Consider the following 25353-nt stretch of genomic DNA (forward strand, 5'->3'; position numbering starts at 1 on the left):
TCGCGCCGCGAACGTCAAATCAGCGCGAGATTGATGCCGAAAATCAGCACGGCGATCGCGAGCGCCGCCGAAAGCAGCGTCTCCGCACGGGACTGCGGGATCTGGATAACCTCATCGCAATCGATCGCGCGGCGCCTGCGCTCAAAGGCGAAGCTGCTTCGTGCGATCATGGCGATTCCAATCGCAACCATTGCCAGTCCGGCATAGCGGGTCGCGACCGCGACGAACGCGCCGGCGTCTTCCGCACGAAGATTGAGTAGGGATCCCCGACCGACCGCATCGACAAAGACGTTCAGCTTGATGATGAAAAATCCAAATGCCGCCACAGCCAGGCCGGTGCGTATCCAGGCAAGAAAGGTTCGCTCGTTCGGGGCGTGGCTTGTGTAGTTGGCGATCATTGAATCTCTCCTTGCGCTGCGAACATCGAGTCCCGCGGCCGGCGACATTGGCCGTGATCGGTCTGTTGGCTTCACTCCGGTGCGGTGCCTTCCAAATCCCGGTTCATGTTAGCAACGTGGGAGTCCTCACTTCAGCAATCCAACTCATTGTTTGTCTCTTTCCAATCGAAGCAATCGATGGATGAGACGACCCCGGCGAATGGCTGTGCCGGCTGGTTCGGAGCACGACGCGGCGGCCTCATTGTCCGGAGCACCGGAGGCGATCACGGGATAGCGTGCCGTATCCTGTTTCCGCGCCGCTTGCCGTGAGGATCGATCCCTCCGGGCGGCTCCTTGACAGTTTCATTGACCTGAATACCCTCAGGTTTTCGCGTTTTCACGTTCCTCCCGGAGGAGGGCAAGTGCCATGGAACGCTCTTGATATCGAAGACCGCAACCGCGCAGAATCCCTAGGTCGCCGCGGAGAAACGGATCCTCCAGATGGTGGCTAAAGGGGATTCGCTCGCTGAACTACTTGATAGCCTATGCCGCCTGGTGGAGGCACAAGCCGGCGGCGTCCTGGCGTCCATCTTATTGGTGGACGGCGATCACTTGCGGCATGGTGGCGGACCTAGCCTTCCAAAAGCCTATACCGATGCCATCGACGGCACGGTGATCGGACCATCAGCGGCTTCCTGCGGCACAGCCGCATACCGTGGCGAACCGGTGATCGTGGAGGACATCGCGACCGACCCGTTGTGGGCGGACTATCGCGGCTTGGCCTTAGCCCATTCGCTGCGCGCCTGCTGGTCCACACCGATTTTCTCGTCGCAGGGCAAAGTGATTGCGACGTTCGCGATGTATCATCGCGAGCCGCGCCGGCCGACCCGCCGCGATCGGGAGATCATGGACCAGATCACGTACCTGGCTGGTGTCACGATCCAACAGAACCTGGCACAGGAAAAGCTGTCGCGAAGCGAGGCTTATCTTGCCGAAGCGCAGAAGCTGACCCACACCGGCATTTGGGTTTGGGATGCCCGGACCCGAAGGGCGCTCTACTGCTCCGAGGAAATGTTCCGGATTTTCGGATTGGATCCGCAGCAGGACTTGCCGTCTCGCAAGAATTTTCGACAGCGGGTCCACCCCGAGGATCGCGATTGGGTGGACAAGAGATTTGAGAGATCGATCCGCGAAAGAGTAGATAGCTTCGACGAGTACCGGGTTCTGCTGCCTGACGGAACAGTCAGGCACATCAATTCCTCGGGCCATCCGGTTTTCGATGAAGACGGCGGGCTGATCGAGTTTGTTGGTACGGCTGTAGACGTGACAGAACGCAAAGGCGCCGAGCTCGAGCGCCGCCGCCTGGCGTCATTGGTCGAGCAGGCCGCCGACCTGATGGCGATTGCCGACCTCAGCGGAGGGACGCCGCTGTACCTGAACAAGGCCGGGATGAAAATGGTTGGATTCGACAGCTGGGAAGAAGCGAGGTCGAGGCGCGGAATTCACTACATTTTCCCCGCGGACCGTCAGTTCGTGAATGATGTGCTTTGGCCGACGGTGCTGGAGAAGGGGTCCTGGTCGGGAGAGATCTGTTTCCGCCATTTCAAGACCGGAGATCCGATCCCGGTGCACTATTCGGCCTTTCGGATCGACGATCCGGAGACCGGGCAGCCAGTGAACATCGGGAACGTGTGCCGCGATATCACCGAGCGCAAGCGGGCGGAAGCAAAAGCACGCGAAAACGACCGGCGTTACCGCGAGATGCAGACCGAGCTGGCGCATGCGAACCGCGTAGCGGCCATGGGCCAGCTCACGGCTTCGATCGCCCATGAAGTGAACCAGCCGCTGACCGGCGTCATCACGTACGGCGATGCATGCCTTCGATGGCTCGACGGCGAGGTGCCGCGCATTGACCAGGCACGCAACGCGGTCGAACAGATGATCGGCAGCGCGAGACGCGCCAGCGACGTGATTGCGCGCATCCGCGCGCTGTCCAGGAAGGACGCGCTTGAAACAGCGCAACTCGACATCAACAAAGCCATCGACGACGTCATCACGCTGATCCGCGAGGAAATCAACGTTCACGGCGTATCTCTGCAGCTCGACCTCGGGGCTTCGCTTCCACCCGTCGATGGCGACCGCATCCAGCTGCAGCAGGTTATCATGAATCTTCTGATGAACGGCATCCAGGCCACGAGTCGGGTGACAGGCCGTCCTCGCGAACTGCGGATACAAACGCTCGAGCACGGGTCCGATCAGATACGTGTCGCGGTGGAGGATTCCGGCCCCGGAATCGAGCCGGAAAATATCGACCGGGTGTTCAAAGCCTTCTACACGACCAAGCCGGACGGTATCGGCATGGGGCTGTCGATCTGCCGTTCAATCGTGGAAGCCCACGGGGGACGGTTGTGGGCCACGGCAAACGTGCCCCACGGTGCCACGTTTCAGTTCACCCTGCCGGTGAACGCAGACACTGCGCCGTGAGTTGCGATCTACTCCGCGGCCTTAGATCGGCAAGATGCTGATGCGGAGCCGGGTGGCTGCCTGTCTCATCGCCTCGTCGAGTGTCGCGAGGGTCGAATGGCTCGTCATGGACAGATGAACGTACGCAGCATCGTACAGCGTCAAACCCTGATTCTCGGAGAACTCTATCAAAGCGAAAAGCTCGTCCATCTCAATTGGCGGCTCGATCGCAACATCCAGACGTGCAAGCTCAGCCGAAATCTGCGCAAGACGTCCGGGATCGATTCTTTTTCGTCGAACGGCCATCAACAAAGCGTTGCCGATTTCCACCGGCCAGTGCGCGGGCACGGTTACCCGATTGGTCGCGAGTACTTCGTTCAATTCCGAAGCAGAAAAGCCTGGCTCGTTCAGAAGCCAGGAAATGGCCATCGATGCGTCAAGGACGATCAATGGCGCCCCTCATTGATCCACCCTTTGATCTCGTCCTGCGTCGCACCGACATTCAACTCGCCCGCAATTTGCTGGAGGCGCGCAACAACTTTCCGGCGCTGCTCTATTTGCTCCGGCATCAATTCCTCGCTCAGCGATTGTTTGTTCTCGCGTATCAATCGCGCCACGGGAACACCGTCGCGGGTGAGGACCACGTCATCTCCCGTCGACTCGATCTCAGCTACAAGCTCGTTGAGTTGTGTCTTCGCTTCTGTAATGGCCACATGCTTCATCATCTTATTCCGCCGCCTCGCTATGCCCCAATCTCGCGTTGAGCTTGTGGATCAGCTCTTCGGCGGCGTCGGCGATCACCGTGCCCGGCGGGAAGATCGCTTCGGCGCCGGCCTTGTACAGCGCGTCGTAATCCTGCGGCGGCACCACGCCGCCGATGATGATCATGATGTCGTCGCGGCCCTGCTTCTTCAGCGCGACCTTCAACTCCGGCACCGCCGTCAGATGCGCCGCCGCCAGCGACGACAGCCCGAGAATATGGACGTCGTTCTCGACCGCCTGCCGCGCCGCCTCGTCGGCGGTTGCAAACAACGGCCCGATGTCGACGTCGAAGCCGACATCGGCGAAGGCCGACGCGATCACCTTCTGGCCGCGGTCGTGGCCGTCCTGGCCGATTTTTGCCACCAGGATGCGCGGCCGGCGGCCTTCGGCATCTTCGAACGCATCGATCAGCGCCTGCACTTTTTCGACCCGGTTGGACATGGTGGACGCTTCCCGCTTGTAGACGCCGGTGATGGATTTGATTTCGGCGCGGTGCCGCCCGAACACCTTTTCCATCGCATCGGAAATCTCGCCGACCGTGGCTTTGGCGCGCGCGGCATCGATGGCCAAGGCTAACAGGTTGCCGCTGCCTTCGCCGGCACTCCGCGTCAGCGCCGCCAGCGCATCGTCGACGTCCTTCTGGTTGCGCTCTTTCCTGAGCCGGGACAGTTTGTCGATCTGCAGCCGGCGCACGGTGGAATTCTCCACCTTCAGCACGTCGATCGGCGCCTCGTTGACGGGCTTGTATTTGTTGACGCCGATCACCGCCTGCTTGCCGGCGTCGATCCTGGCTTGCGTCTTGGCGGAGGCTTCCTCGATCCGCAATTTTGGCACGCCGGCCTCGATCGCCTTGGCCATGCCGCCGAGCGCTTCCACCTCCTGGATGTGGCCCCAGGCCTTGGCGGCGAGATCGCGGGTGAGCCGCTCGACATAATACGAGCCGCCCCAGGGATCGATGATCCCTACAGTGCCGCTTTCCTGCTGCAGGAACAGTTGGGTGTTGCGCGCGATTCTGGCGGAGAAATCGGTCGGCAGCGCCAGCGCCTCGTCGAGCGCGTTGGTGTGCAGCGATTGGGTATGGCCCTGCGTCGCCGCCATCGCCTCGATGGTGGTGCGCATCACGTTGTTGTAGACGTCCTGCGCGGTCAGCGACCAGCCCGAGGTCTGGCAATGCGTGCGCAAGCTCAGGGAGCGCGGGTCCTTCGGGTTGAACTGCGTCAGCAGCTTGGCCCACAGCAGCCGCGCCGCCCGCATCTTCGCGACCTCCATGAAAAAATTCATGCCGATGGCCCAGAAGAACGACAGCCTTGGGGCGAAGCGGTCGACGTCGAGGCCTGCGGTGAGGCCGGCGCGGAGATATTCGACGCCGTCGGCCAGCGTATAGGCGAGTTCGAGGTCCTGCGTCGCGCCGGCTTCCTGCATGTGATAGCCGGAAATCGAAATCGAATTGTATTTCGGCATCTTCTGCGAGGTATAGGCAAAGATGTCGGAGATGATCCGCATCGAGGGCGCCGGCGGATAGATGTAGGTGTTGCGCACCATGAACTCTTTCAGAATGTCGTTCTGAATGGTGCCCGAGAGTTTTTCCGGCGGCACGCCCTGTTCCTCGGCCGCCGCCACGAACAGCGCCAGGATCGGCAGCACCGCGCCGTTCATGGTCATCGACACGCTCATCTGGTCGAGCGGAATGCCTGAGAACAGCGTGCGCATATCGTAGATCGAATCGATCGCCACCCCGGCCATGCCGACATCGCCGGTCACGCGTGGATGATCGGAATCGTAGCCGCGGTGGGTGGCGAGATCGAACGCGACCGAGAGGCCCTTTTGGCCGGCGGCGAGGTTGCGGCGGTAGAACGCGTTGGAATCCTCCGCCGTGGAGAAGCCGGCATATTGCCTGATGGTCCAGGGCTGGTTGACATACATCGTGGGGTAGGGGCCACGCAGATAGGGCGCGATGCCCGGCCATGTCTCCAGGAAATCGATGCCCTCAAGGTCGGCCTCGCTGTAAGCAGGCTTTACGAGGATGCCCTCGGGCGTCAGCCACGGCTCGGCGGCGCTGACGGGCGCGGCACGGGCGGTGTTTTCGAATGCGATATTCGCAAAGTTCGGTATGCGGCTCATTTAGTGGCCTCGTTCGTCATGGCCGGACTTGTCCCGGCCATCCACGTCTTGCCTTTTGAACGAGAGAAAGACGTGGATGCCCGGGACAAGCCCAGGCATGACGGGTTTGATGGCGAGCATATCATAGCCAATTCTGTTGGCCGCCATCAATCATGGTCCGGATGCTGGTGGCTGACGATGCCGCCAAGCTTGTCCGGACCGTAGTTCTGCAGCGTGGTCTGGCTCGGCATGTTGGCGATCGACACCACCCAGCCGAGCCGGGATTCGGTCCCGAATTGTTGCATCGGCACCACCCGGTCCGGGCGGTCGAAGGCCCCGGTCATGATCTCGATTCGGGGCCCGTCGATGCGGCGAAAGCTGAGCGGTGTGCCGCAATCCCTGCAGAAGTCGCGCTCGGCGATCGAGGAGGAGCGGAACGCGGCCGGCTTGCCGCGCGTCCAAGCGAAATCGCCGCGGTCGATGTCGGCCCACGATGCGAACGGCGCGCCGGAGGCCTTCTGGCACATCCGGCAATGACAGATGCTGACCTTCACCGGGACCGCCGACACCGCAAAGCGGATGGCGCCGCATTGGCACCCGCCGGTCAGCACAGGTTTGGTCGCCGCGGTCATGTCTGCTCCATCAGCCGCCAGGCTTCCTGCAACGCCGCCAGCGCGTCGCCGCCGGCAAAGACGAAATCGTGAACGCCGGCGGCACGGAGCGCGGCTTCCTGCTCGCCGGGCCGCCCTGCCAGATAGATATGCTTTGCTCCGGCGGCTTGAAGGGCCCCGGCGGCCGCCGCTGCCTGCCCGGCGTAGACTTTGTCGGACGAGCACAGGCAGACCAGATCAGCGCCGGAAGCCTTGAAGGCGGCGGTGAGATCCTTCACCTCTCCCGAAGGGAGAGGTCGCTCCTGCGCCGAAGGCGCGGGAGCGGGTGAGGGGTTACGGTCCAAAGCAAGCGCAAGTGCCCCCTCACCCGACCCCTGCGGGGTCGACCTCTCCCCGGAGGGGAGAGGTGAAGAAAGGGACGGCAGGAACTCCACAGCCTCGATGCCGCCGGTCTCGAAGAAGCTCTTCGCAAACGTAGCCCGCGCGGTGAAGTCGGCGGGCGTTCCGAGATTGGCGAGAAACACCTTTGGCCGCGCGCCCTTCTCCTTCAGAATTTGATCGGAGCGGTCGCGCAGGCGCTCGAACGGCGCTGCCAGCCGCATCGGCAACAGCGCGTCGAATTTGATCGCGGCCTCGCCTGAGGGCGCGAGCGCCGCCGGTTTCGCGTCGAGCACCGCGACGTGCGCTTCATGCAGATTGGGAAATTCGGTGGCACCGGTCAGAACTTCCTTGCGCCTGGCGATGTTGGCTTCGCGCACCGCCCGCGTTGCCGCGACCTTGCGCTGGATCAGGCCCTGCTCAAGGGCAGGGAATACGCCGCCGGCGTTTTCGATTTCCTGAAACAGCGACCACGCGGCTTCGCACAGCGCCTGCGTCAGGGCTTCGATGCCGCCGGAGCCGGCGGCCGGATCGGACACCTTGGCGAGATTGGATTCCTCCAGCAGCACCAGTTGCGTGTTGCGGGCCACGCGCCGCGCGAACGGATCGGGCAATCCCAGCGCCAGCGTATGCGGCAGCACGGTGACGGCGTTGGCGCCGCCGAGGCCTGCGGAGAATGTCGCGATGGTCGCGCGCAGCATGTTCACGTAAGCGTCGCGCTGCGTCAGCATCCGCCAGGCGGTCTCAGCGGCGATGAAGACGGGTTTGGGCACAAGGCCGCAAGCCTGTTCGATGCGCGCCCACAATAGTCGCAGCGCGCGGAATTTCGCCATGGTGAGGAATTGATCGGCGTCGGCGCTGAGGCGAAACGACAGCGCGGTGCGGGCAACGTCGAGCGCGATACCGCCGGCTTCCAGCATGCGCAGATAGGCGACCGCGAGCGCCAGCGCGAACGCAAGTTCCTGCGCTTCCGATCCACCGGCGTCATGAACCGGGCGGCCGTCCGCTAGCACGAACGGACCCTTGAAGCCGCGCCCCATGAGGTCGCCGACCACCTTCGCGAACGGTCTCTCCATGTTGGGCCACGGTGCCGGCGCCGCGCCCCGCACGGCCATGGTGCTGAGCGCCTGATAGTTGAAGCGGATATCGACCTTCGCCGGGTCGATGCCGCGGGCCTCGATGAGATCGGCGAGATTCGTGCCGGCATTCTGGCGTCCCAGCACCGGATTGAGCACGATCGAGATTCCGGCATCCAAAAACACGCCGTCAAACAGCCAAGCCAGCGTTTCCGGGGCCGCGTCGGCGACCCCGAAACCCCGCGCGCCCGGCCCGCCGGCAAATTCAAATTCCAGCCCGGTGGCGCCGTTCTCCAGGTCATGCAGCGCCTGCGCATTCGCCTGCGCCGCGTCGGGATGATCGATCCGCTGCACGATCTGCCACGGCGCGGCGGCAGGCCTTCCTGCGATCGGGGCGGCATCGCGCGCCCGCGGATAGATCGGCTCGATCTTCAGGGCATCATAGGTCTTGCCGACCAGCTTTTCGAACGGCGCGCCCTTCAGCACGCCGTCGACCAGCTTGCGCCAGTCGTCATAGGTCGCCGGCGCGAAATCAGCCGATAACCGCAGGTCGTCGGTTGCAGATGTCATTGCGCAGGATGCTCCCAAGAGCCGTTTTTGATGCTCCGAAATTGCCACGTACCGGTGGCCAAGCCAAACAGTTGTTTTGGGCGCGGGAGGGCGGTTCTTCGGTCAGCCCAGGTCGGGCAACCGCTCGATTCCCGCAGTTGGCAGTTGCGCCAGCGCGGCGGTAATGCTGCGTCCCGCAATGAGACGATCGGGCGCGATTTCCGCGAGCGGCACCAGCACGAAGGCACGCTCGAACAGGCGAGGGTGCGGCAGCGTCAGTTCCGGCTTTTGAATCGAAACGTCGTCATAGGCGATCAGATCGAGATCGAGGGTGCGCGGACCCCAGCGCCGTTCACTGGCGCGGTCGCGGCCGAACCTGGCTTCGATCTTGTGCAGCGTAAACAGCAGTGCGTGCGGATCGAGGCTGGTTTCGATTTCGATGCAGGCGTTGATAAAGCGGGCTTGCTGTTCATCGCCCCACGGCGGCGTGGCGTAATCCGACGACCGCGCCAGCAGCGCCGCCTGCATCATGCCGCAGATATTGGGGATCGCCTTTTGAAATGTCGCGCGGACGTCGCCGACATTGCCGCCCAGCGCGATCAGGACGTCAGCCATGAGTTGGCGCTTGGCGTGTGCGAGTCAGGATCACGCCGACATCGTCGAAAATCGCGGCGATCGGGGCGTGCGGCTTGTGAACGGTGACCTTGATCGCGCTGGTGCGAGGAAACGCCGCGAGGATGGCGTCAGCAACAGCGCCGGCCGCCCGTTCCAGCAATTTGTAATTGGCATCATTGAAGGCCGCCGTTGCCGTCGCGACCACATTGGAATAGGACACGGTATCGGCGAGGCGATCGGTGCGCGAGGATTCCGACAGATCGACCGACAGTTCGAGGTCGATCACGAAGCGCTGCCCGACCTCGGTTTCATGTTCCATGACGCCATGGCGGGCATGGATAACGACGCCGGTGATGAAGATGGTATCGGTCATCGCTTGTCCCAAATCGCCGCCGCCACGCGCAGCGCCTGTACGGTTTCCGACACATCGTGGGTCCGGATGATCCGCGCGCCGCCTTTTGCCGCCGCCAGATGCGCCGCGATCGAACCGCCCAGACGCTGATCCGGCTCCGACGGCACGATCGAACTGATAAAGCGCTTGCGCGAAGCGCCGACCAGCAGCGGCAGCCCGAAGGCGCCGAGTTCATCCAGCCGGGCCAGCGCCGTCAGGCTCTGCTCGGGGGTCTTGCCAAAGCCAATGCCGGGATCGAGCACGATATTTCCACGTGAAACGCCCGCCTTGTCCGCGATCTCGAGCGAACGCGCAAAGAAGGCGGCGATATCCTTCATGATGTCGATGTCGGCATCGACGTTGCAGCGATTGTGCATGATGATGACAGGCGAATGCCGCGCCGCCAACAGCGTGGCCATGTCGGGGTCGCGCTGCAGGCCCCAGACGTCGTTGGCGATCACTGCACCCGCATCGAGCGCCCATGCCACGACCGCCGATTTCATGCTGTCGATCGACACGGGAGCGCCGAGCGAAACGACCTCGGCCAGGATCGGCTGCAACCGGCTCAGCTCTTCGTCGGCCGAGATCGGCTGCGCGCCATAGGGCCGGGTCGATTCCGCGCCGATGTCGATGATGTCGGCGCCTTCGGCGATCATGCGGCGAGCCTGGGCCAGCGCGCGCTCCGGCGCGACAAACCGCCCGCCATCGGAAAATGAGTCCGGCGTAACGTTCAGGACGCCCATCACGGCCGGATACGACCGGGACAAAAGTGCGGGCAATACCGGATGATCTGCCGGGGTGGCCAGTGGGGCGGGTCTGGACGTGGTCGCGATCATGCCGTCGCTTTGCGCGGTCCGTGCATGGGAGTCAAGATGCGGGGCGCGGCGGCCGGTGTGCCGGTCGAGCGGCTTCCGAGCGGTCTAATAGGTGATCTTGGGCTGCAGCTTGCGGGCCTGCGCGATCAGTTGCTCGACCGACTTTTCCGAAGGCAGGACGCGGACGAGTTTGCGCTTGGTATTCACTTCCTTCATGTTCTGCGCCAGCCGGGCCGGATTGCGAAGCGCAAGCTCGCGAACCGTGGTGACGCCGGCGGCGCGCACCAAACCGACCTTTGCCTTGCCCATGCCGGGAATCCGCATGTAGTCCGAAACATTGGCCCATTCGAGCAGTTGCTGCTCGCTGATGCCGGTCTTCGCCGCGAGCTCTTTACGCCCCTTGACGGTGCGGGCGGCCTCAAGCAACCGATCCGTGGTGCGAATACCCAGCGATTTCAGTTTCGATGCGGAGTAGGCGGTCAAGCCGTCAATATCGGAAATTGGATATGTCATGATACTCAATATGAAAAAGGTGCTTTAAGCGAACTGACGGAGGCCCGGCGTCCCTGCAATGATCTCGCCCATTTGATCCGCTCCGATTTTGTCGCGGCCGAACTTGAAAAGTTCACGGGCAACGTTCTGAATCTCGCCCATGCCCAGACCGAGACCCATCAGTTTGGTGCCGAGCGCCATCAGGCCGCCGCCCATCAATTTACCGAGACCCCCGCCATTGCTGGACGCCGCGATCGCCGCTTCCGCGCCGGGAATTTTGTCGATCAATGCCTGAACTTTGTCGGAGGGGCCCTCTTTGCGAAGAAAGCCCAGGATGATGCCGATGGTTTTTTCGGCTACAGCATTCTCGATGCCGGCTTTGACCGCCAGCGTCCCAATCAGTTCGTCCATATTGCCCCGCCTCAACCGGTTGCGTACCGGTTCATTGCTCGTGAATTTATCTTGATCTTCTGCGATCCGAATTACAAGCGATGACCGCGTTTGAAAGTGCGATTCATCTTCGATCGCGTCGCGAGTGTTGCCGCGTTGCAAGAGCGGACGCGGAATTTGCAAGCAAATGGTCGCTACAGGGCATTCGTTCCAACTTCGGCGGGGAACATAATGACCCGGTCGATCTCGTTCGACGCCGGTCTTTCGATCCTCCGGAGGCCGTTGACCGGGTTCAATCGGCTTGCAAGATGCCATATGATGCTGCCGCGCGGTGGCTGAAGCCCCCGGTGCGTGCGAAGAGGCGGTGCTATGGCTGCTCCCGATAACAATTTGGCCGATACCGACGAGAAAATTTTCATCGGAAAGGGTGAAGTGCCTGCCTGGCTGACGCTTGGGCTTGCAAATCGCCATGGCCTCGTCACCGGCGCGACCGGAACCGGAAAGACCGTCTCGCTGCAGGTGATGGCCGAGGGATTTGCGCGTGCGGGCGTTCCGGTGTTCGCGGCCGATATCAAGGGAGACCTATCGGGTATCTCCGAGGTCGGTGAGGCCAAGGATTTTATCGTCAAACGGGCCAGCGATATGGGCCTCCGCTTTCAACCCGACCAGTTTTCGACCGTGTTCTGGGACGTGTTCGGCGAGCAGGGTCATCCGGTGCGCGCCACCGTCTCGGAAATGGGTCCGCTGCTGCTCTCGCGCATGATGGATCTGAACGACGTCGGCGAAGGCGTGCTGAACATCGCGTTCAAGGTGGCCGACGAGCAGGGGCTGCTGCTGCTGGACATGAAGGATCTGCGGGCAATCCTGTCTTTCATTGCAGAACACGCCGCCGAGCTGACCACGGAATATGGAAACGTTTCGAAACAGACCATCGGAACCATCCAGCGTCAGCTCCTGGTGCTGGAAAATCAGGGTGGCGCCAGGTTTTTCGGCGAGCCGGCGCTGGCGCTGAAGGATTTCATGCGCACCGACAGCGCTGGCCGGGGCATGGTCAACATCCTGGTGGCGGACAAACTCATGCAGAGCCCCCGGCTGTACGCGACCTTCCTGCTGTGGATGCTGTCGGAGCTGTTCGAAGAGTTGCCGGAGGTCGGCGATCCGCTGAAACCCAAGCTCGTGTTCTTCTTCGACGAAGCGCATTTACTGTTCAACGATGCGCCGAAGGCGCTGCTGGACAAGATCGAACAGGTGGTGCGGCTGATACGCTCGAAGGGCGTCGGGGTTTATTTCGTGACGCAAAACCCGGTCGATGTGCCGGACAAGGTGCTCGCCCAATTGGGCAACCGCGTGCAGCACGCGCTGCGGGCCTTCACGCCGCGTGACCAGAAGGCGGTCGCGGCGGCGGCGCAGACGTTCCGGCCCAATCCGAAGCTCGACACTGCCCAGATCATCATGGAATTAGGCAAGGGCGAAGCGCTGGTGTCGTTTCTGGAAGGCAACGGCACGCCGGCGATGGTCGAGCGCGTCATGATAAGGCCGCCAACGGCGCGGATAGGTCCGATCACTGCAGAGGAACGCAAGGCGATCATGGACAAGAGCCCGGTAAAGGGCAAATACGACACCACGATCGATTCCGAATCCGCCTACGAGGTGCTGCAGAAGCGCGTGGCCGGGACCGCGGCGACCGCGGGCGGCGGCGGCGGTATTCTCGGGCAAATCGGCGCGATCGTCGGGACGATTTTCGGCACCAACGTGTCGCGCGGCAGGATGTCGACCGGTCAGGTGATCGCGCGAAGCGTCACACGTTCGGTCACCAACAAGGTGGTCGGCGGGGTGGCCGCCGATCTCGGCAAGTCGGTGGGCGGCTCGATCGGCGGCTCGGTCGGTCGCGCCATCGTGCGCGGCGCGCTCGGCGGCTTGCTGCGACGATAAAGTCTTGGTGCGTTGGAATCCAGGAGCGTTGCGGTCATCTGCCGCGTCGTGATCTCCCTCTGATTTTCGGAAAGTTTCGTGTGCTGAGATACCCATCGTGGCGAGCGCCAATCGATATTCTGTTTCTGATCTGCTGTATCGCGCTGACGGCCGATGTGCTCGTTCCCGAGATTTGGGGGAGCGGAAAGACCAAGGACTATCCGCTGTGGTTCTGGGCCGGACAGCAGATCCTGCAGGGCGGCGATCTCTATCCCAGCGATGCCAAGGCCTATTTCAATTTCATTTACCCGCCGCTGTCGGCGGTGCTGCTCGCGATACCCAGCTATTTCGGCAAGATACCGCTGTATCTTTGCCTGTCGGCTTTCAACGCGGTGGCGTGGTGGATAACGGCTCAATTCTCGAACGCGATGACCGGGTCCGGCAAGATGCCCGGCCCGTGGCTGTTCGCGCTGCCGGGCTTCGTCACGGTGTCGTTCGTGTTCGACATGTTCGATCTCGGGCAACCCAACCTCGTGCTGCTGGCGATGATGCTGTACGGGTTCTGGCTGCTGCAGCACGACCGGCCGTGGATGGGCGGAAGCATGTTTGCGCTGGCCACGGCACTCAAGGTCTTTCCGGTGGCGGTGTTGCCCTATCTGGCGTGGCGAAGGCAGTGGGCGGCGCTTGCCGGCATGATTGTCTTTCTGGGAATTTTTCTGTTCGTGGTTCCGGCGCCGGTACGCGGTTTCCGGCACAACGTTTCCGAATTGAAGACCTGGTATCAGGGAATGGTTGGATCGAGTTCGGAGCAGGGGTTCGGACAGCGTGGCGAGCAGAACTGGTCCTGGGTCAATCAATCCATCATCGCCGTGACCCACCGGCTGACGCGCCCGGTCAATTACAACCAGGACAATCCGGCCAAGCCGCCGGCGTACATGAATCTGCTCGATCTCGATTTCAGGACCGCCAATTGGGTCGTGCTCGCGATCTCGCTGGCGATCGGGCTTGGCTTCATCGCGATCATGCCGGCGCGCTCGCGGACGACACCCCGCTCGAATGCGGAAGAACTCGGCATCCTGTTCTGCCTGATGACGGTGGCGTCGCCGCTGGCCCGGCAGTATTATTTCATGTGGCTGTTCTTTCCGATCACCATCCTGGTCCACCGGGCGGTCTATGATCCACGTCCTGCCGCGCAGATCGGTAGCTGGACGGCGCTGGCGATCGCGGGACTGCTGATGTGCCTGTCATTTCCGGTTTTCCCGAATGACCTGCAGGCCTACGGGAACAATCTTGCTGCCACGGCGATCATCGCCGGCGACCTGGTCTGGCACATCCTGCATCCGCCTCCGGAAGGCGCAGTCTGCTCCTTGCCTGCGACGGCCGGCGAGCTAAAACCAGATCTGCGGATCAACCCCCGCAGCTAGCCAAGGGAAAATCGAAAATGTCCAGCGCGCCGCAACTTCAGCCGGTCCTCGACCGCATCGATGCCGATTTCGACAACAGCCTCGAGCGGCTGTTTGCCCTGCTGCGGATCAAATCGATCTCCGCCGACCCGGCTTTTGCGGCAGATTGCAAGAAGGCCGCCGATCACCTTGCCGGCGACATCGCCACGCTCGGTTTTGCGACCGAGGTGCGGCCGACAGCGGGTCATCCCGCCATCGTCGCCAAAGCCAGCGGCAACGGTAAAACCCCGGGGCGGCCGCATGTCCTGTTCTACGGTCACTACGATGTGCAGCCGGTCGATCCGCTCAATCTTTGGCATCGTCCGCCCTTCGAGCCGGCCGTGACCACGCATGCCGACGGGCGAAAAATCATCGTCGCGCGCGGCGCGGAAGACGACAAGGGCCAGTTGATGACCTTCCTCGAAGCCTGCCGGGCCTGGAAGTCCGTGACCGGTTCGCTGCCGCTCGACGTCACCATCGTCATCGAGGGCGAGGAAGAAATCGGCTCGAAGAATTTCGTTCCGTTTCTTGAAGCCAACAAGGCTGACCTCAAGGCCGACTTCGCACTGGTGTGCGACACCGGCATGTGGGACCCGAATACCCCGGCGATTACCACGTCGCTGCGCGGACTGGTTTACGAGGAGGTGCGGATCAAGGCGGCCAATCGCGATCTGCATTCCGGCATCTTCGGCGGTGGCGCGCAAAATCCGATCCGGGTGCTGACCCGGATTCTCGGCGGCATCTTCGACGACGACGGCCACATCACGATCCCCGGCTTTTACGACGGCGTGAAGGATCTGCCGCCCGATATTCTCGCCCAATGGTCGAAACTCAACCTGACGGCGGAGTCGTTCCTCAAGCCGATCGGACTTTCGGTGCCCGCCGGCGAGAAAGGCCGCCTGCTGATCGAGCAGATCTCCTCGCGCCCGACCTGCGACATCAACGGCATCATCGGGGGCTACACCGGCGAGGGCTCAAAGACGGTGATCCCGGCGGAGGCCTCCGCCAAGGTTTCCTTCCGGCTGGTGGAAGGGCAGGAGCCCGGCAAGATCCGAAAAGCCTTTCGCGACTACGTCACGGCGCGGCTGCCCAAAGACTGCAAGGCCGAGTTCGGCGACCATTCCAGCGCGCCCGCGATCGCGCTCGACTGGAACATGAAGCCGCTCGCCGCCGCCAAGCGCGCGTTGACCGAGGAGTGGGGCAAGGAAACGGTCCTGATGGGCTCCGGGGCGTCGATCCCGATCGTCGCGGATTTCAAGCGCACCCTGGGTCTCGACAGCGTGCTGGTGGGTTTTGGGCTCGACGACGACAACATCCATTCGCCGAACGAAAAATACGACCTGAAGAGTTTTCACAAGGGCATCCGCTCGTGGGCGCGGATCCTCGCCGCACTGGCCGACGCGCCGCGCTGAACGGGACCGCATAGATATGTAGGATGGGTAGAGCGCAGCGAAACCCATCGCGTCACAGTGTCGGTACATGGCCAACAATCGAGCGAGCGAATGACCAACTACCGCCGCAACTTCCTCGCAGGAGGCAGTTTCTTCTTCACCGTCAATCTGGCCGAGCGGCGCCTGCGGCTGTTGACAGACCATATCGATGAGCTGCGCAAGGCGTTTCGCGAAACGCGCCAACATCATCCGTTTACGACCGACGCGGTGGTTGTGCTACCCGATCATCTCCACGCGGTGTGGACGCTTCCGGAAGGCGACAGGGACTTTGCTACGCGCTGGCGGCTGATCAAATCGACGTTCTCGCGCAGCCTTGCAACCGGCGAAACGATTTCAAAGAGCCGCGCCGCCAGAGGCGAGCGTGGTATTTGGCAGCGGCGTTATTGGGAGCATACCATTCGCGATGAGGACGATTTCGCGCGCCATGTCGATTACGTCCACATCAATCCGGTCAAACATGGGTTGGTGATGCGGGTGCGGGATTGGCCGTATTCGTCATTTCATCGTCTGGTGGAGCGCGGGGTCTATCCCGAAGATTGGGGAGGCGATGTCGCGGATCGGAGCGGAGATTTTGGCGAACGACACTGAGCGCGCAGTGAGGCGAGGCAGGGCGATGGGTTTCGCTACGCTCTACCCATCCTACGGATACGGCTAAAAAATAAAAACGCCGCCCGGAATTGGGCGGCGTTTGGATCGGAAAGTGCAGAGGTCGTTGAGGCGACTCTACACCAAAATCCCAAAATTTCAATTCTTGTAGCCGGGATCGAGGCGGTCGACCTTGCGCAGCAGCGCCGGCCACACCAGCGTCGTGGAGCGTAGCTCCTGCCGGTCCGGGTTCGCGAGCAGGGTGGTGTTCTTGTCCACCACGGCCTGGTCGACGGGATAGGCCACGGGCCCGAGCATGCGTGTGCGTACCTGCATGGTGCAGGCGCGCTCGAGATGAAACATGCGCTCGAACGCGGACGCGACGGAGCGGCCGACCGTCAGCGTGCCGTGATTGCGCAGCAGCATGTGGTTCTTGCTGCCGAGGTCCTTTTGCAGGCGCGGGCGTTCGTCGTGGTCGAGCGCAATCCCTTCATAGTCGTGATAGGCGAGATCGAAGGTGACGAGCTGCGCGGTCTGGTTCAGCGGCAGCAAGCCTTCCTGGCAGCTTGCCACCGCGGTGCCGTCGGGTGTGTGCAGATGGAGCACGCAGCCGGCGTCCTCGCGCGCCTCGTGGATCGCCGAGTGGATGGTGAAGCCGGCCGGGTTGATGCTGTAGGCGCTCTTGGTCAGCTGGTTGCCGTCGAGATCGACCTTGACCAGGCTGGATGCGGTGATTTCGTCGAACATCAGGCCGTAGGGGTTGATCAGGAAATGATGGTCCGGTCCCGGCACCCGCGCGGAGATGTGGGTGTCGACCAGATCGTCCCAGCCATAATGCGCGATCAGGCGGTAGCACGCGGCGAGATTGACGCGCTGATTCCATTCGGCATCCGTCATTCCCGACGGCGCTTCCTTCAGGCGAGCTTCGGCTGGCGACATGACCGGTTTCTCCCGTTGAACGGCTGGTTTTCGCGGCAAGACTACCCCCGCACATGCGTCGCAACAAGGCGCAGCGCTGGGGTGGCTGTCATGCTGGTTAAGCGAAGGCCTACGGCGCCGGAATGGCCAGCAGGCTGGAAATGCTGCGCCCGCGGATATCGTAGACCCGCGCGAACACCACGTCGTCGCGCTTGATTTCGACCATCACCGGCGCGGTCAGGCCCTTGCAGTAGAACTCGCCGAGCGTCATGGCGAAGTCGGCGGCATGACTGTCCCAGCCGATCGTGAAGTCGGGGCCGAGCGCGACCTGGGCCGGACGCTGCGGACCGCACACCGCGACCTTCCATTTGCGTCCGCGCGGCGGAACTTCCTGCCGCTCGGTGAGCTCCTCGCGCAGGGCATCGGAGGCCTGCTTGAAGGCCAGGCCCCAGTAATCCAGCATGTACAGATCGTCGACGGCGCGTACCGTGCCCGCGATACGATTGAAGTGGGTGTACTGGTAGGGATGCAGCCGGATCATCTCGCCAAGCGGCAGCAGCAGGCCGAACGAGAAAATGGCCACGGCGGCCGGCTGCCAGCTGCGGCGATTGTCCTTGAGCCAGTTCATTCCCCACGCGAAGGCGTTGCCCGCGAGCACCGTCATCGGCGGGATCACGAAAATGAAATGTCTGATGCCGTTGTAGAGCGCCGGGCGCTTCACCATCGCAATCAGCAGCGGCAGCGTTGCCGCCGACGTCAGCATCAACAGGATGGTCTTGCGGCGGGCCGATACGTCGCCGCGCGGCAGCACCACCAGTGTGCCGACGACGCCGGCCATCAAAAGGCCAAGCAGCACCTCGGGAAGCTGCAGCGCAAACAGCGTCGGCAGATACGACCAGGGCATGTCCGGCACCGACACCAGCGCGCCATCGAACATTTCCTTCCATGGCTTCTCGAAGAAGTGCGAGAAGTAGGTCAGGGCGTGGAACGGATTGCCGGGTTCCATGATCGACCAGGGCCAGATCAATCCCATCACGAGGTAGCCGAGGACCAGGCCGGGCAGCAGCACGTAGAGGACATGGGCGAAGCGTTGAGCGGCTTCGCGCGCGCCATGGCTGTGAAATTCCTCGAGGAACAGTGGTACGAAGCCGGCGATCGCGTAGACCAGCGCCAGCCCGCCGAGAATGCGCGAACCGATCGACAGGCCGGCGCCAAGACCGACGATCAGGATGGTCCGCGGCGAAGGCTGCGGATATTCCTCGGCCAGCCGGACCAGGCCCAGCATCAGGATCACCATCGCCACGGCGAACGGCGCATCCTTCGGATTCATGAACATGTGCCCGTAGAAGGTCGGGCACAGCGCCAGCAGCAGCAATGCCGCGAGCCCGGCAAGCGGACCGCCGACGCGTCGGCCAAGCCGCCACGTCACCGCAAGCCCGATCACGCCGACGATGGCGCCGACCAGCCTGCGGGTTTCAAACAGTTCGAGAGGGATGACCTTGTGCAGCAACGCGGCCGCCATGTCGAAGCCGCCGCCGTACATGTAGAGATTGGCGAAGGACAGCGCGCCGGTATCCTTGAACCCGGAACCGTACATCCGCAGCAGCAGATCGGCATATTCGGCGTGGGTATAGTCGTCCCAGCCCAGTCCATAATCGCGAAATGTAAGGCTTGCGACCAAAGCGACCACGGCCAGCGCCAACAAGGCGAGGTCGTCGCAGGTCCGTTCCACCGAGCGCCGCGCGGGCGTGTCGATCGCCGAAGTCGTGATGGATGACATGGCTATTGGTAACCCGGCGTCCCTTTGGCCCAGCTTCGGCGCTTTTTGGGCCTCATTCCCCGGCCATCCCTATAGCGCAGTTCCCTTACCAAGTAATTCCGAATTGTGGCGTAATTTCTTGATGCGGCGCAACAATCGCCGGATTGCCAGGCAAGGTGGTGCTCGGCGGTGCCGGACAAGTTCAGGGTCGTTCTGCCGCGGGAACTGTCCCCGCAAATGTCCGTTGGCGATGTACACAATATGACGGTATCGTGGCGTAGGGGGCTTGCGCGCATTTCCAGCGCGCTCGGGGGTGAGTTCGATGGCAGCTGTGTTGTTGATCGCCGGGATTGGCTTGTTGCTGGCTGGTCTTATGGCGATCGGTTTCGGGATACCGGTCAAGGAATTCAGTTTCGGCAACACCCTGATTCTCACTGGTGCGGTCGTGGCTTGCACCGGGATCATGATGCTTGGCTTCTGGATCGTCGTCCGCGAGCTGAGAAATATCGCGCGGCGGCTCGGTTCCGGTTTTGTCGCGGAATCAGGTGCGGGAACCGGGCTGCGATCGGCGGATCCAGGCGCTGCGCTGGGGACCCAGGCTCCGGAGGGCGGCGCTTTCTCGCTGAGGCGCGACCAGCCGGCAGAGGAAAATGCGGGCCTTGTCGAGTCGGCAGGGCATCCGGCATCGCCGCCGCCGTGGCATGAGCAGGCTGCGCCGCGCGACCGCGGGCGTGTCGACGTGCCGGCGGCGCCGGAGCCCGTTGACGCCGCGCCGGTCGTCAAGCCGCGGCGCAACCTGCTGTTTTCCTCGTCATCGCGGAGGGAGCGCGAGCGCGCCGAGGCGCGAACGACCGAACCGCCCGTGCCCGATCTGCGGCCCCCGCCTGCCGCGGCGCCGCCGGTTTCCGAGCCAGGCGAAGTGCCGCCGCCGACGTTCGACGATGCCTGGCCGAAATCGGAACGCTCGCCGCCGCCGCAACGGCGAAGCGGCCGGGCGCCGTCGACGTTTGCCGAACCGGCTGCCGGTGCGCCCGCCGCGGATCACAAGCCGCCGGCGGCACGAAACGAAGACCAGCCGCCGGTGACGGTGCTCAAATCGGGCGTCGTCGATGGCATGGCCTATTCCCTGTATTCCGATGGCTCGATCGAGGCCCAAATGCCCGAAGGCATGATGCGGTTCGCATCGATCGACGAACTGCGTGCCCACCTCGATCATCGCCCCTGAGCGGTTGTGCTTGCGGCGTACCCGCCTTGAAAATAAAGCGGCGTTGTTCTTGTCACTTCACCAGTAATCCGGTCATATTGGACAAGTAGTGGAAGATTCCCAAAGCGTATTGGCGCTGCGGATACTGTCCGATCCGCGCATATCCTGGCGTGTTGGCGACCAGAAGGGTGCAGGCCATGAACGACGCTGCCGGCAAGAGTTTCATCGACCTGACCGCGACGATCGTGTCGGCCTATCTCAGCCATAATCCGACGCCGGCTTCCGAAATTCCGAACCTGATCAGCCAGGTTCACGCGGCGTTGCTGCGGGTCTCCACGGGGCGAATCGAAACGCCCCTGGAACTCGTCAAACCGGCGGTGTCGGTCAAGAAATCGATGACCCCCGACTACCTGGTGTGTCTGGAGGACGGCAAGCGCTTCAAATCGCTGAAACGCCATCTGCGCACGCAATACAACATGACGCCGGAACAATACCGCGACAAGTGGGGCCTTCCGCAGGACTATCCGATGGTGGCACCGAATTACGCGGTCGCGCGTTCGGCGCTCGCCAAAAAGATGGGACTAGGCCAGCAACGGCGGCGGCGGAAATAGCTCGGCTGTTTGATGGCGCCGCTATGCCAACGGCCTTCAGGTGGCGGCGGCGGCAAGCGCCTCGCGGGCGTCGGTGCGAATGCGCTCGACCATGGCGCGCAGGCCGTTGGAGCGCTGCGGCGTCAGATGCTCGCGAAATCCGAATTCGTCGAACACCGCGATGGCATCGGTGCCGAGAATTTGCTGTGGCGTGTGGCCGGAATACAGCGTCAGCAGGATCGCGATCAGCCCGCGCACGATGTGGGCGTCGCTGTCGCCGCGATAGGTCAGCAGCGGCGCGTTGCCGTCGCTGCGGCCGACCTGCTTTGCCAGCCAAACCTGGCTGGCGCAGCCCTGCACCTTGTTGGCGGCGGAATGCTCGGCCTCCGGCATCGGGTCCAGCGTGCGGCCGAGTTCGATGACATACCGATAACGGTCGTCCCAATCGTCCAGCAGCGCAAAATTATCCCTGATTTCGTCGATCGTCATCGTGTCCCGCGCTCTATCCCAAAGCCATATATAGGGCCGCGGGCGATCGAAAGCGATATAACCGGAACCAAAATGAGGACTTAATTCGCCGTCATGGCACGCCACGCCACTCCGCCTGCAGGTCATCCGGCGTCAATGTGTCGCGTGGCGCGGCGTCGGCAAGAGAGGTGTCGGCATTCCCGACGTTGCCGATCGAGCCGGTATGGTCGGACGAGCGCTTGTCGGTGATGATCTGGTACAGTTTGCGCGCGCCCTCCTGGGCGCGCTGTCCGATGACGGTGGCGGCCTGGCCGCCGACTTCGCACGCGGCCGGCTGGCGTTTGCAGAATTGACTCATGTCCGACACCGCCGCGGTCGCAGCGGATACGGCTTCTGACGCCCCCAGTTGCGGCAGCTTGTCCGATTCAGGCGTCCTGTCTCTGGGCAATAGCACGAGCACCAGCCCGAGCCAGAATGCCATGCGGAGCAGAAAAAACATCTCGCGACCCCGGCCGTGTCTTTCGCTTTCGTTGCGGATGATCTCGCAATTGGTCCTTGACTAACAGCCGTCGATAAATCGCGAGTGTTTGCATTGAGGTTAAATCGTCGAAAATTTGTGAAAAATCCGGCTGATTGGATTCGGTGTAAATTTTCGATTGATGGAGATTTTCCGTCAAAAGCGGGATAGCGGCCGCGTCCACCCTTTCGAAACCATGCCGGGCTCGTTCCGGAAACCCGCCGTTCACCATCTGCGCCGAATAGTCCGGTTCGGGGCGTGTGAACACCCCAAGAACACACGGTCTTTGACTGCCGGGCGGCGCGCCTTAGCGTTCGCTTAATTTCGCTCTGACACGGTGGCGCAACGATAAGGGGGCGTTCCGGCGCGTCTGTTCGACGAACAAGCCGAAGCGCGGGAGCCGTGACAGTTTTGACCATTATCCGCGATTGCATCGATGCGCTGCTGCATCCGTCAGCGCGATACGACGCCCTGACGCGTGCGCGCCACCGCGCGTTCATGGCGCCGCGGTTGCTCGGAAGTCTCGCGGCACTCGCGGCATTCCCGGTCTATCTTGCGATGCGCGGCGCGCCCACCGCACTCGAGGTGGCGGCATTCGCGTGGCTTATCGCTCCCATCCTGCTGTCGTGGTTCCTGTCGCGTACCGGCCGCTACGAGGGCGCGCATGTGCTGTCGTCGCTGGCGCTGGCGGGCCTCGTCATGACCGTGGCGATAACCACCGGCGGCATCGAATCCTTTGCCGCGATCTGGCTGGTCGTCGTTCCGCTCGAGGCGGCACTTTCGGCGTCGCGCCGCGTGGTCGCGTTCGCATCCGCGCTGGCGCTGGCGTGCATGGCGCTGCTGATCGTCCTCGGATACTTGGACGTGCTGCCGGCGGGCGACGCCAATGCGGTCTCGCGCGGCATATTCATGGGGTTCGGCGTGGCCTCGGCGACGCTCTATGCCGCGGGACTTGCGTTCAGTGCTGAATCGCTGGCGCGCACCAGCGTCTCGCTGCTCTACGTCGAGGAGGATCGCTATCGCCTGCTGGCGCGAAACATGAGCGACGTGATCTCGCGGCATCGCCGCAACGGCGCGGTGCAATTCATTTCGCCCGCGGTCGAGGCCATGCTGGGAACGCAGGTTACGCGGCTGCTCGGCCACGGCCTGTTCGATCGCGTTCACGTCGCCGACCGTCCGGCCTATCTCACCGCGATTTCGGACGCGGCGTGCGGCGGCGAGGCGCGCAGCGTCGAATTTCGTCTCCGGCGAGATCTGCCGCGTGGCGGTGAGCGGGCTTATCATGGTCGGGTCGATTTCATCTGGGTCGAGATGCGCTGCCGGCCGCTGGAGCAGGCGACGCCGACCGCGACCGAAGCCGAGGTCGTTGCGGTGATGCGCGATGTCACCGACCGCAAGATCCAGGAGCAGGCACTCGGCGTGGCGCGCGCCGCCGCCGAGCAGGCCGACGCCTCCAAGACCCGCTTCCTCGCCACCATGAGCCATGAACTGCGCACCCCGCTCAACGCCATCATCGGCTTCTCCGAAATGATCGTTCAGGAAGAAGCCCTGATGCTGGATGCGGCACGCCGCAAGGAGTATGCCCAGCTGATCAACGATTCCGGCCAGCATTTGCTGTCGGTGGTCAACGGGATCCTCGATATGTCCAAGATGGAAACCGGCAATTTCGAAATCTCACCGGAGCCGTTCGCGCCGCGCGCGGCGCTCATCCATTGCTGCAACCTGCTGGCTCTGAAGGCCCGGGAAAGCGGTATCGACCTCGTGACCCGCGCGCCGCAGGATTTGCCGGTCATGAACGGCGATCCGCGCGCGTTCAAGCAGATCGTGCTGAATCTCGTGTCCAATGCCATCAAGTTCACCGAGCGCGGCGGCACGGTGACGGCTTCCGCCGCGGTCGAGGGATCGCGGCTGCTGCTTCGCGTCACCGATACCGGCGTCGGTATCGCGGCCGACGATCTCAAGCGGGTCGGCGATCCCTTCTTCCAGGCCGGCAAGACCTATCAGCGGCGGCATGAAGGCACCGGCCTCGGGCTGTCGATCGTGAAAAGCCTGGTGGCCTTGCATGCCGGCGAGATGACGGTACAAAGCAGGGTCGACGAGGGAACCGCCGTCACCGTCGCGTTGCCGCTGGCGTTCACGGCGCCGGAGCGAGAGCCGTCCAGCAATATCGCAACGCTTGCGCCGGCGTCGCGATCCGCGACCCACGACCAGGCTTATCAGGTGAAGAAAAGTGCCTAGACCCATTGCGAAGGATGACGACAAGCCGCGACGCCGTCGCGGCGCGGTTGCGGCCGAGGCGCAGGCCGAGCGCGGGCTTGCGATGCGCATTCTGCTGCATAGTCCGAAAGACACGGTTGCGGGCGCGCTGGCGTTCGCGGCGGTCAGCGCCATCATCGCCAATGCGCTCTTTCTGCAGACGGGATCGCATCCGTCGCCGATGTTCGGCTCGGTCGTGGTGATGCCGGCGGCGGGATTGGTGAACCCCAGCCCATTGCCGCGTCCGCGCCCCGTGGAAGCCACGATCAAATCCGCAGAAGCGCCGGCCGCCGAACCGAAGCTTGCCGAACCGAAACTTGCGGAGCCAAAACTTGCCGAGCCGAAGAGCGCCGACCCGCTGGGCAATCTGGTCAAGGCGACCAGCGCGCTGCCGGCGGCACCTTCCAGTGTCCCGCGGCCGCCGGCGCCGATTCCGGTTTCCTCCCGTCCTGAGACAATCGTCAGTTCGGGCTCGCGACGCGTGGCGGCGGTGCAGCGTGCGCTCACGGAATATGGCTATGGCCAGCTGAAACCGACCGGCACGGTCGGTTCGGACACCCAGGCCGCCATCCAGAAATTCGAGCGCGAGCACAAAGTCCCGGTGACCGGGCAGGTGTCCGATCGTCTGGTCCGCGAACTGACCGCGATGATCGGCCACCCGATCGACTAGCCACGCGATCGCGCGAGCTTCAACGCGGGACGCGCAATCCCGTTGCGCGCCAAGCCCCGCGCGTTGGTAACCTCGACCGCCGTGATCCCCTTCGGACCGCCCGCAACGTTTCGAGACGGCGCCTGCGCCCCCAATGAGCGGTTTGGCGGCAACGCGCCGATCAATCCCTGTTTGGTGTCGTTTCTTGCCGTCATCTCGGGGCTTATGTCCGCGAACGCGATTGCCAGCGTGCAGACGAAGGCGCGCGCCCGGTTTTTGATTCCGGACACGGCAGCGACGATCGGTGCAATGAAAGGCTGTGCCGCGGTCGGAGCAATTGCCGCTGTTCACCCGATCGGGGCAGTAGTCATCGCGGCAGCCAATATGCGAAGTCTATATCGCGGCCGTTTTGTCCGTCTCGCTTCTTTATGTCGTTTTGCCTATCTCGCAGACGCTGTCGTAAATCCGTTGCGCCGGCGTAGTCGCTGCCGGCGGCGACTGACGTGCTGTTTTGGACCCAACATGAGCGGGCACGCCTCGCGGCAGCGACAGTGCCACGTTCAACACTCAGGAGTCTTGCGCGA

The 25353-nt window shown here is 63.0% G+C and carries 26 protein-coding genes; 9 read left to right on the forward strand and 17 right to left on the reverse strand.

The window, feature by feature from the left end; genetic code table 11:
* Positions 1 to 14: 14 nt before the first annotated feature.
* A complete protein-coding gene (locus B5527_RS12550; RefSeq protein WP_172842547.1) occupies positions 15 to 398 on the reverse strand; it encodes a YidH family protein in 384 nt (127 codons plus the stop codon).
* A gap of 480 nt (positions 399 to 878) precedes the next feature.
* On the opposite strand from B5527_RS12550, the gene B5527_RS12555 reads away from it, so the two are divergent.
* Positions 879 to 2861 (forward strand): ATP-binding protein, encoded by a 1983-nt coding sequence (locus B5527_RS12555; RefSeq protein WP_079601575.1) that lies wholly within the window; start codon positions 879 to 881, stop codon positions 2859 to 2861.
* Between the two features lie 21 nt (positions 2862 to 2882).
* Here B5527_RS12555 and B5527_RS12560 read toward each other — a convergent pair whose 3' ends face one another.
* The 10 genes from B5527_RS12560 to B5527_RS12605 all read right to left on the reverse strand — a co-directional run bounded on the left by B5527_RS12560 (position 2883) and on the right by B5527_RS12605 (position 11040).
* A complete protein-coding gene (locus B5527_RS12560) occupies positions 2883 to 3290 on the reverse strand; it encodes a type II toxin-antitoxin system VapC family toxin (RefSeq protein ID WP_154072187.1) in 408 nt (135 codons plus the stop codon).
* Complete coding sequence (locus tag B5527_RS12565) at positions 3287 to 3562, reverse strand: type II toxin-antitoxin system Phd/YefM family antitoxin (protein ID WP_079607241.1); 276 nt, start codon at positions 3560 to 3562, stop codon at positions 3287 to 3289. The genes B5527_RS12560 and B5527_RS12565 overlap by 4 nt, the downstream gene beginning before the upstream one ends.
* A 4-nt stretch (positions 3563 to 3566) precedes the next feature.
* Positions 3567 to 5723, reverse strand: coding sequence for a methylmalonyl-CoA mutase (gene scpA, locus B5527_RS12570; RefSeq protein ID WP_079601577.1), 2157 nt, complete (start codon positions 5721 to 5723; stop codon positions 3567 to 3569).
* 146 nt (positions 5724 to 5869) lie between these two features.
* A complete protein-coding gene (locus B5527_RS12575) occupies positions 5870 to 6334 on the reverse strand; it encodes a GFA family protein (protein ID WP_079601578.1) in 465 nt (154 codons plus the stop codon).
* Entirely contained in the window at positions 6331 to 8337 is a 2007-nt protein-coding gene (locus tag B5527_RS12580) for a methylmalonyl-CoA mutase subunit beta (RefSeq protein WP_079601579.1), read from the reverse strand. The genes B5527_RS12575 and B5527_RS12580 overlap by 4 nt, the downstream gene beginning before the upstream one ends.
* A gap of 102 nt (positions 8338 to 8439) precedes the next feature.
* The gene (gene folK, locus B5527_RS12585; RefSeq protein WP_079601580.1) at positions 8440 to 8931 is read right to left on the reverse strand and encodes a 2-amino-4-hydroxy-6-hydroxymethyldihydropteridine diphosphokinase; all 492 of its coding nucleotides are present in this window, start codon (positions 8929 to 8931) and stop codon (positions 8440 to 8442) included.
* Positions 8924 to 9304, reverse strand: a complete 381-nt coding sequence (gene folB / locus B5527_RS12590; protein WP_079601581.1) for a dihydroneopterin aldolase — start codon at positions 9302 to 9304, stop codon at positions 8924 to 8926. Before folB ends, folK begins: the two co-directional genes overlap by 8 nt.
* Positions 9301 to 10158, reverse strand: a complete 858-nt coding sequence (folP, locus tag B5527_RS12595) for a dihydropteroate synthase (RefSeq protein WP_079601582.1) — start codon at positions 10156 to 10158, stop codon at positions 9301 to 9303. The genes folB and folP overlap by 4 nt, the downstream gene beginning before the upstream one ends.
* Before the next feature lie 84 nt (positions 10159 to 10242).
* Complete coding sequence (locus B5527_RS12600; RefSeq protein ID WP_079601583.1) at positions 10243 to 10650, reverse strand: DUF4332 domain-containing protein; 408 nt, start codon at positions 10648 to 10650, stop codon at positions 10243 to 10245.
* 24 nt (positions 10651 to 10674) lie between these two features.
* A complete protein-coding gene (locus tag B5527_RS12605) occupies positions 10675 to 11040 on the reverse strand; it encodes a hypothetical protein (protein ID WP_079607242.1) in 366 nt (121 codons plus the stop codon).
* Between the two features lie 348 nt (positions 11041 to 11388).
* Between B5527_RS12605 and B5527_RS12610 the strand changes: the two genes are divergently transcribed.
* The 4 genes from B5527_RS12610 (at position 11389) to B5527_RS12625 (ending at position 16411) form a co-directional block, all read left to right on the forward strand.
* Complete coding sequence (locus B5527_RS12610; RefSeq protein ID WP_079601584.1) at positions 11389 to 12951, forward strand: helicase HerA-like domain-containing protein; 1563 nt, start codon at positions 11389 to 11391, stop codon at positions 12949 to 12951.
* Between the two features lie 80 nt (positions 12952 to 13031).
* Entirely contained in the window at positions 13032 to 14354 is a 1323-nt protein-coding gene (locus B5527_RS12615; protein ID WP_245332593.1) for a glycosyltransferase family 87 protein, read from the forward strand.
* Between the two features lie 17 nt (positions 14355 to 14371).
* Positions 14372 to 15784 carry a M20/M25/M40 family metallo-hydrolase gene (locus B5527_RS12620; RefSeq protein WP_079601585.1) on the forward strand — a complete coding sequence of 471 codons (1413 nt, stop codon included), beginning with the start codon at positions 14372 to 14374 and terminating at the stop codon, positions 15782 to 15784.
* A gap of 90 nt (positions 15785 to 15874) precedes the next feature.
* On the forward strand, positions 15875 to 16411 hold the full coding sequence (locus B5527_RS12625; RefSeq protein ID WP_079601586.1) for an REP-associated tyrosine transposase: 537 nt from the start codon (positions 15875 to 15877) through the stop codon (positions 16409 to 16411).
* A gap of 156 nt (positions 16412 to 16567) precedes the next feature.
* Here the strand turns inward: B5527_RS12625 and B5527_RS12630 are convergent, their stop codons facing one another.
* Both B5527_RS12630 and B5527_RS12635 read right to left on the reverse strand, forming a co-directional pair.
* Entirely contained in the window at positions 16568 to 17347 is a 780-nt protein-coding gene (locus B5527_RS12630; protein WP_079601587.1) for a class II aldolase/adducin family protein, read from the reverse strand.
* A gap of 109 nt (positions 17348 to 17456) precedes the next feature.
* Complete coding sequence (locus tag B5527_RS12635) at positions 17457 to 19106, reverse strand: glycosyltransferase family 39 protein (protein ID WP_079601588.1); 1650 nt, start codon at positions 19104 to 19106, stop codon at positions 17457 to 17459.
* A gap of 301 nt (positions 19107 to 19407) precedes the next feature.
* Here B5527_RS12635 and B5527_RS12640 point away from each other — a divergent pair, with 301 nt between their 5' ends.
* On the forward strand, positions 19408 to 20310 hold the full coding sequence (locus B5527_RS12640; protein WP_079601589.1) for a hypothetical protein: 903 nt from the start codon (positions 19408 to 19410) through the stop codon (positions 20308 to 20310).
* A gap of 52 nt (positions 20311 to 20362) precedes the next feature.
* On the opposite strand, the gene B5527_RS47085 is transcribed toward B5527_RS12640, so the two are convergent.
* Positions 20363 to 20488, reverse strand: coding sequence for a hypothetical protein (locus tag B5527_RS47085; RefSeq protein WP_276329328.1), 126 nt, complete (start codon positions 20486 to 20488; stop codon positions 20363 to 20365).
* On the opposite strand from B5527_RS47085, the gene B5527_RS12645 reads away from it, so the two are divergent.
* Positions 20487 to 20900 (forward strand): MucR family transcriptional regulator, encoded by a 414-nt coding sequence (locus B5527_RS12645; RefSeq protein ID WP_079601590.1) that lies wholly within the window; start codon positions 20487 to 20489, stop codon positions 20898 to 20900. The genes B5527_RS47085 and B5527_RS12645 overlap by 2 nt on opposite strands.
* A gap of 36 nt (positions 20901 to 20936) precedes the next feature.
* Here the strand turns inward: B5527_RS12645 and B5527_RS12650 are convergent, their stop codons facing one another.
* Positions 20937 to 21368: a SufE family protein gene (locus B5527_RS12650; protein ID WP_079601591.1), complete on the reverse strand. Its 432-nt coding sequence runs from the start codon at positions 21366 to 21368 to the stop codon at positions 20937 to 20939.
* 91 nt (positions 21369 to 21459) lie between these two features.
* Complete coding sequence (locus B5527_RS12655; protein ID WP_079601592.1) at positions 21460 to 21846, reverse strand: DUF5330 domain-containing protein; 387 nt, start codon at positions 21844 to 21846, stop codon at positions 21460 to 21462.
* 420 nt (positions 21847 to 22266) lie between these two features.
* Here B5527_RS12655 and B5527_RS12660 point away from each other — a divergent pair, with 420 nt between their 5' ends.
* Both B5527_RS12660 and B5527_RS12665 read left to right on the forward strand, forming a co-directional pair.
* Positions 22267 to 24102: a PAS domain-containing sensor histidine kinase gene (locus B5527_RS12660; protein WP_079601593.1), complete on the forward strand. Its 1836-nt coding sequence runs from the start codon at positions 22267 to 22269 to the stop codon at positions 24100 to 24102.
* A complete protein-coding gene (locus tag B5527_RS12665) occupies positions 24095 to 24790 on the forward strand; it encodes a peptidoglycan-binding domain-containing protein (protein ID WP_079601594.1) in 696 nt (231 codons plus the stop codon). Before B5527_RS12660 ends, B5527_RS12665 begins: the two co-directional genes overlap by 8 nt.
* Here the strand turns inward: B5527_RS12665 and B5527_RS12670 are convergent.
* Entirely contained in the window at positions 24787 to 25059 is a 273-nt protein-coding gene (locus B5527_RS12670; RefSeq protein WP_079601595.1) for a hypothetical protein, read from the reverse strand. The two genes, B5527_RS12665 and B5527_RS12670, sit on opposite strands and share 4 nt — an antisense overlap.
* Positions 25060 to 25353: the final 294 nt, after the last annotated feature.

It is taken from the genome of Bradyrhizobium erythrophlei (assembly GCF_900129425.1).
Classification (GTDB): domain Bacteria; phylum Pseudomonadota; class Alphaproteobacteria; order Rhizobiales; family Xanthobacteraceae; genus Bradyrhizobium; species Bradyrhizobium erythrophlei_C.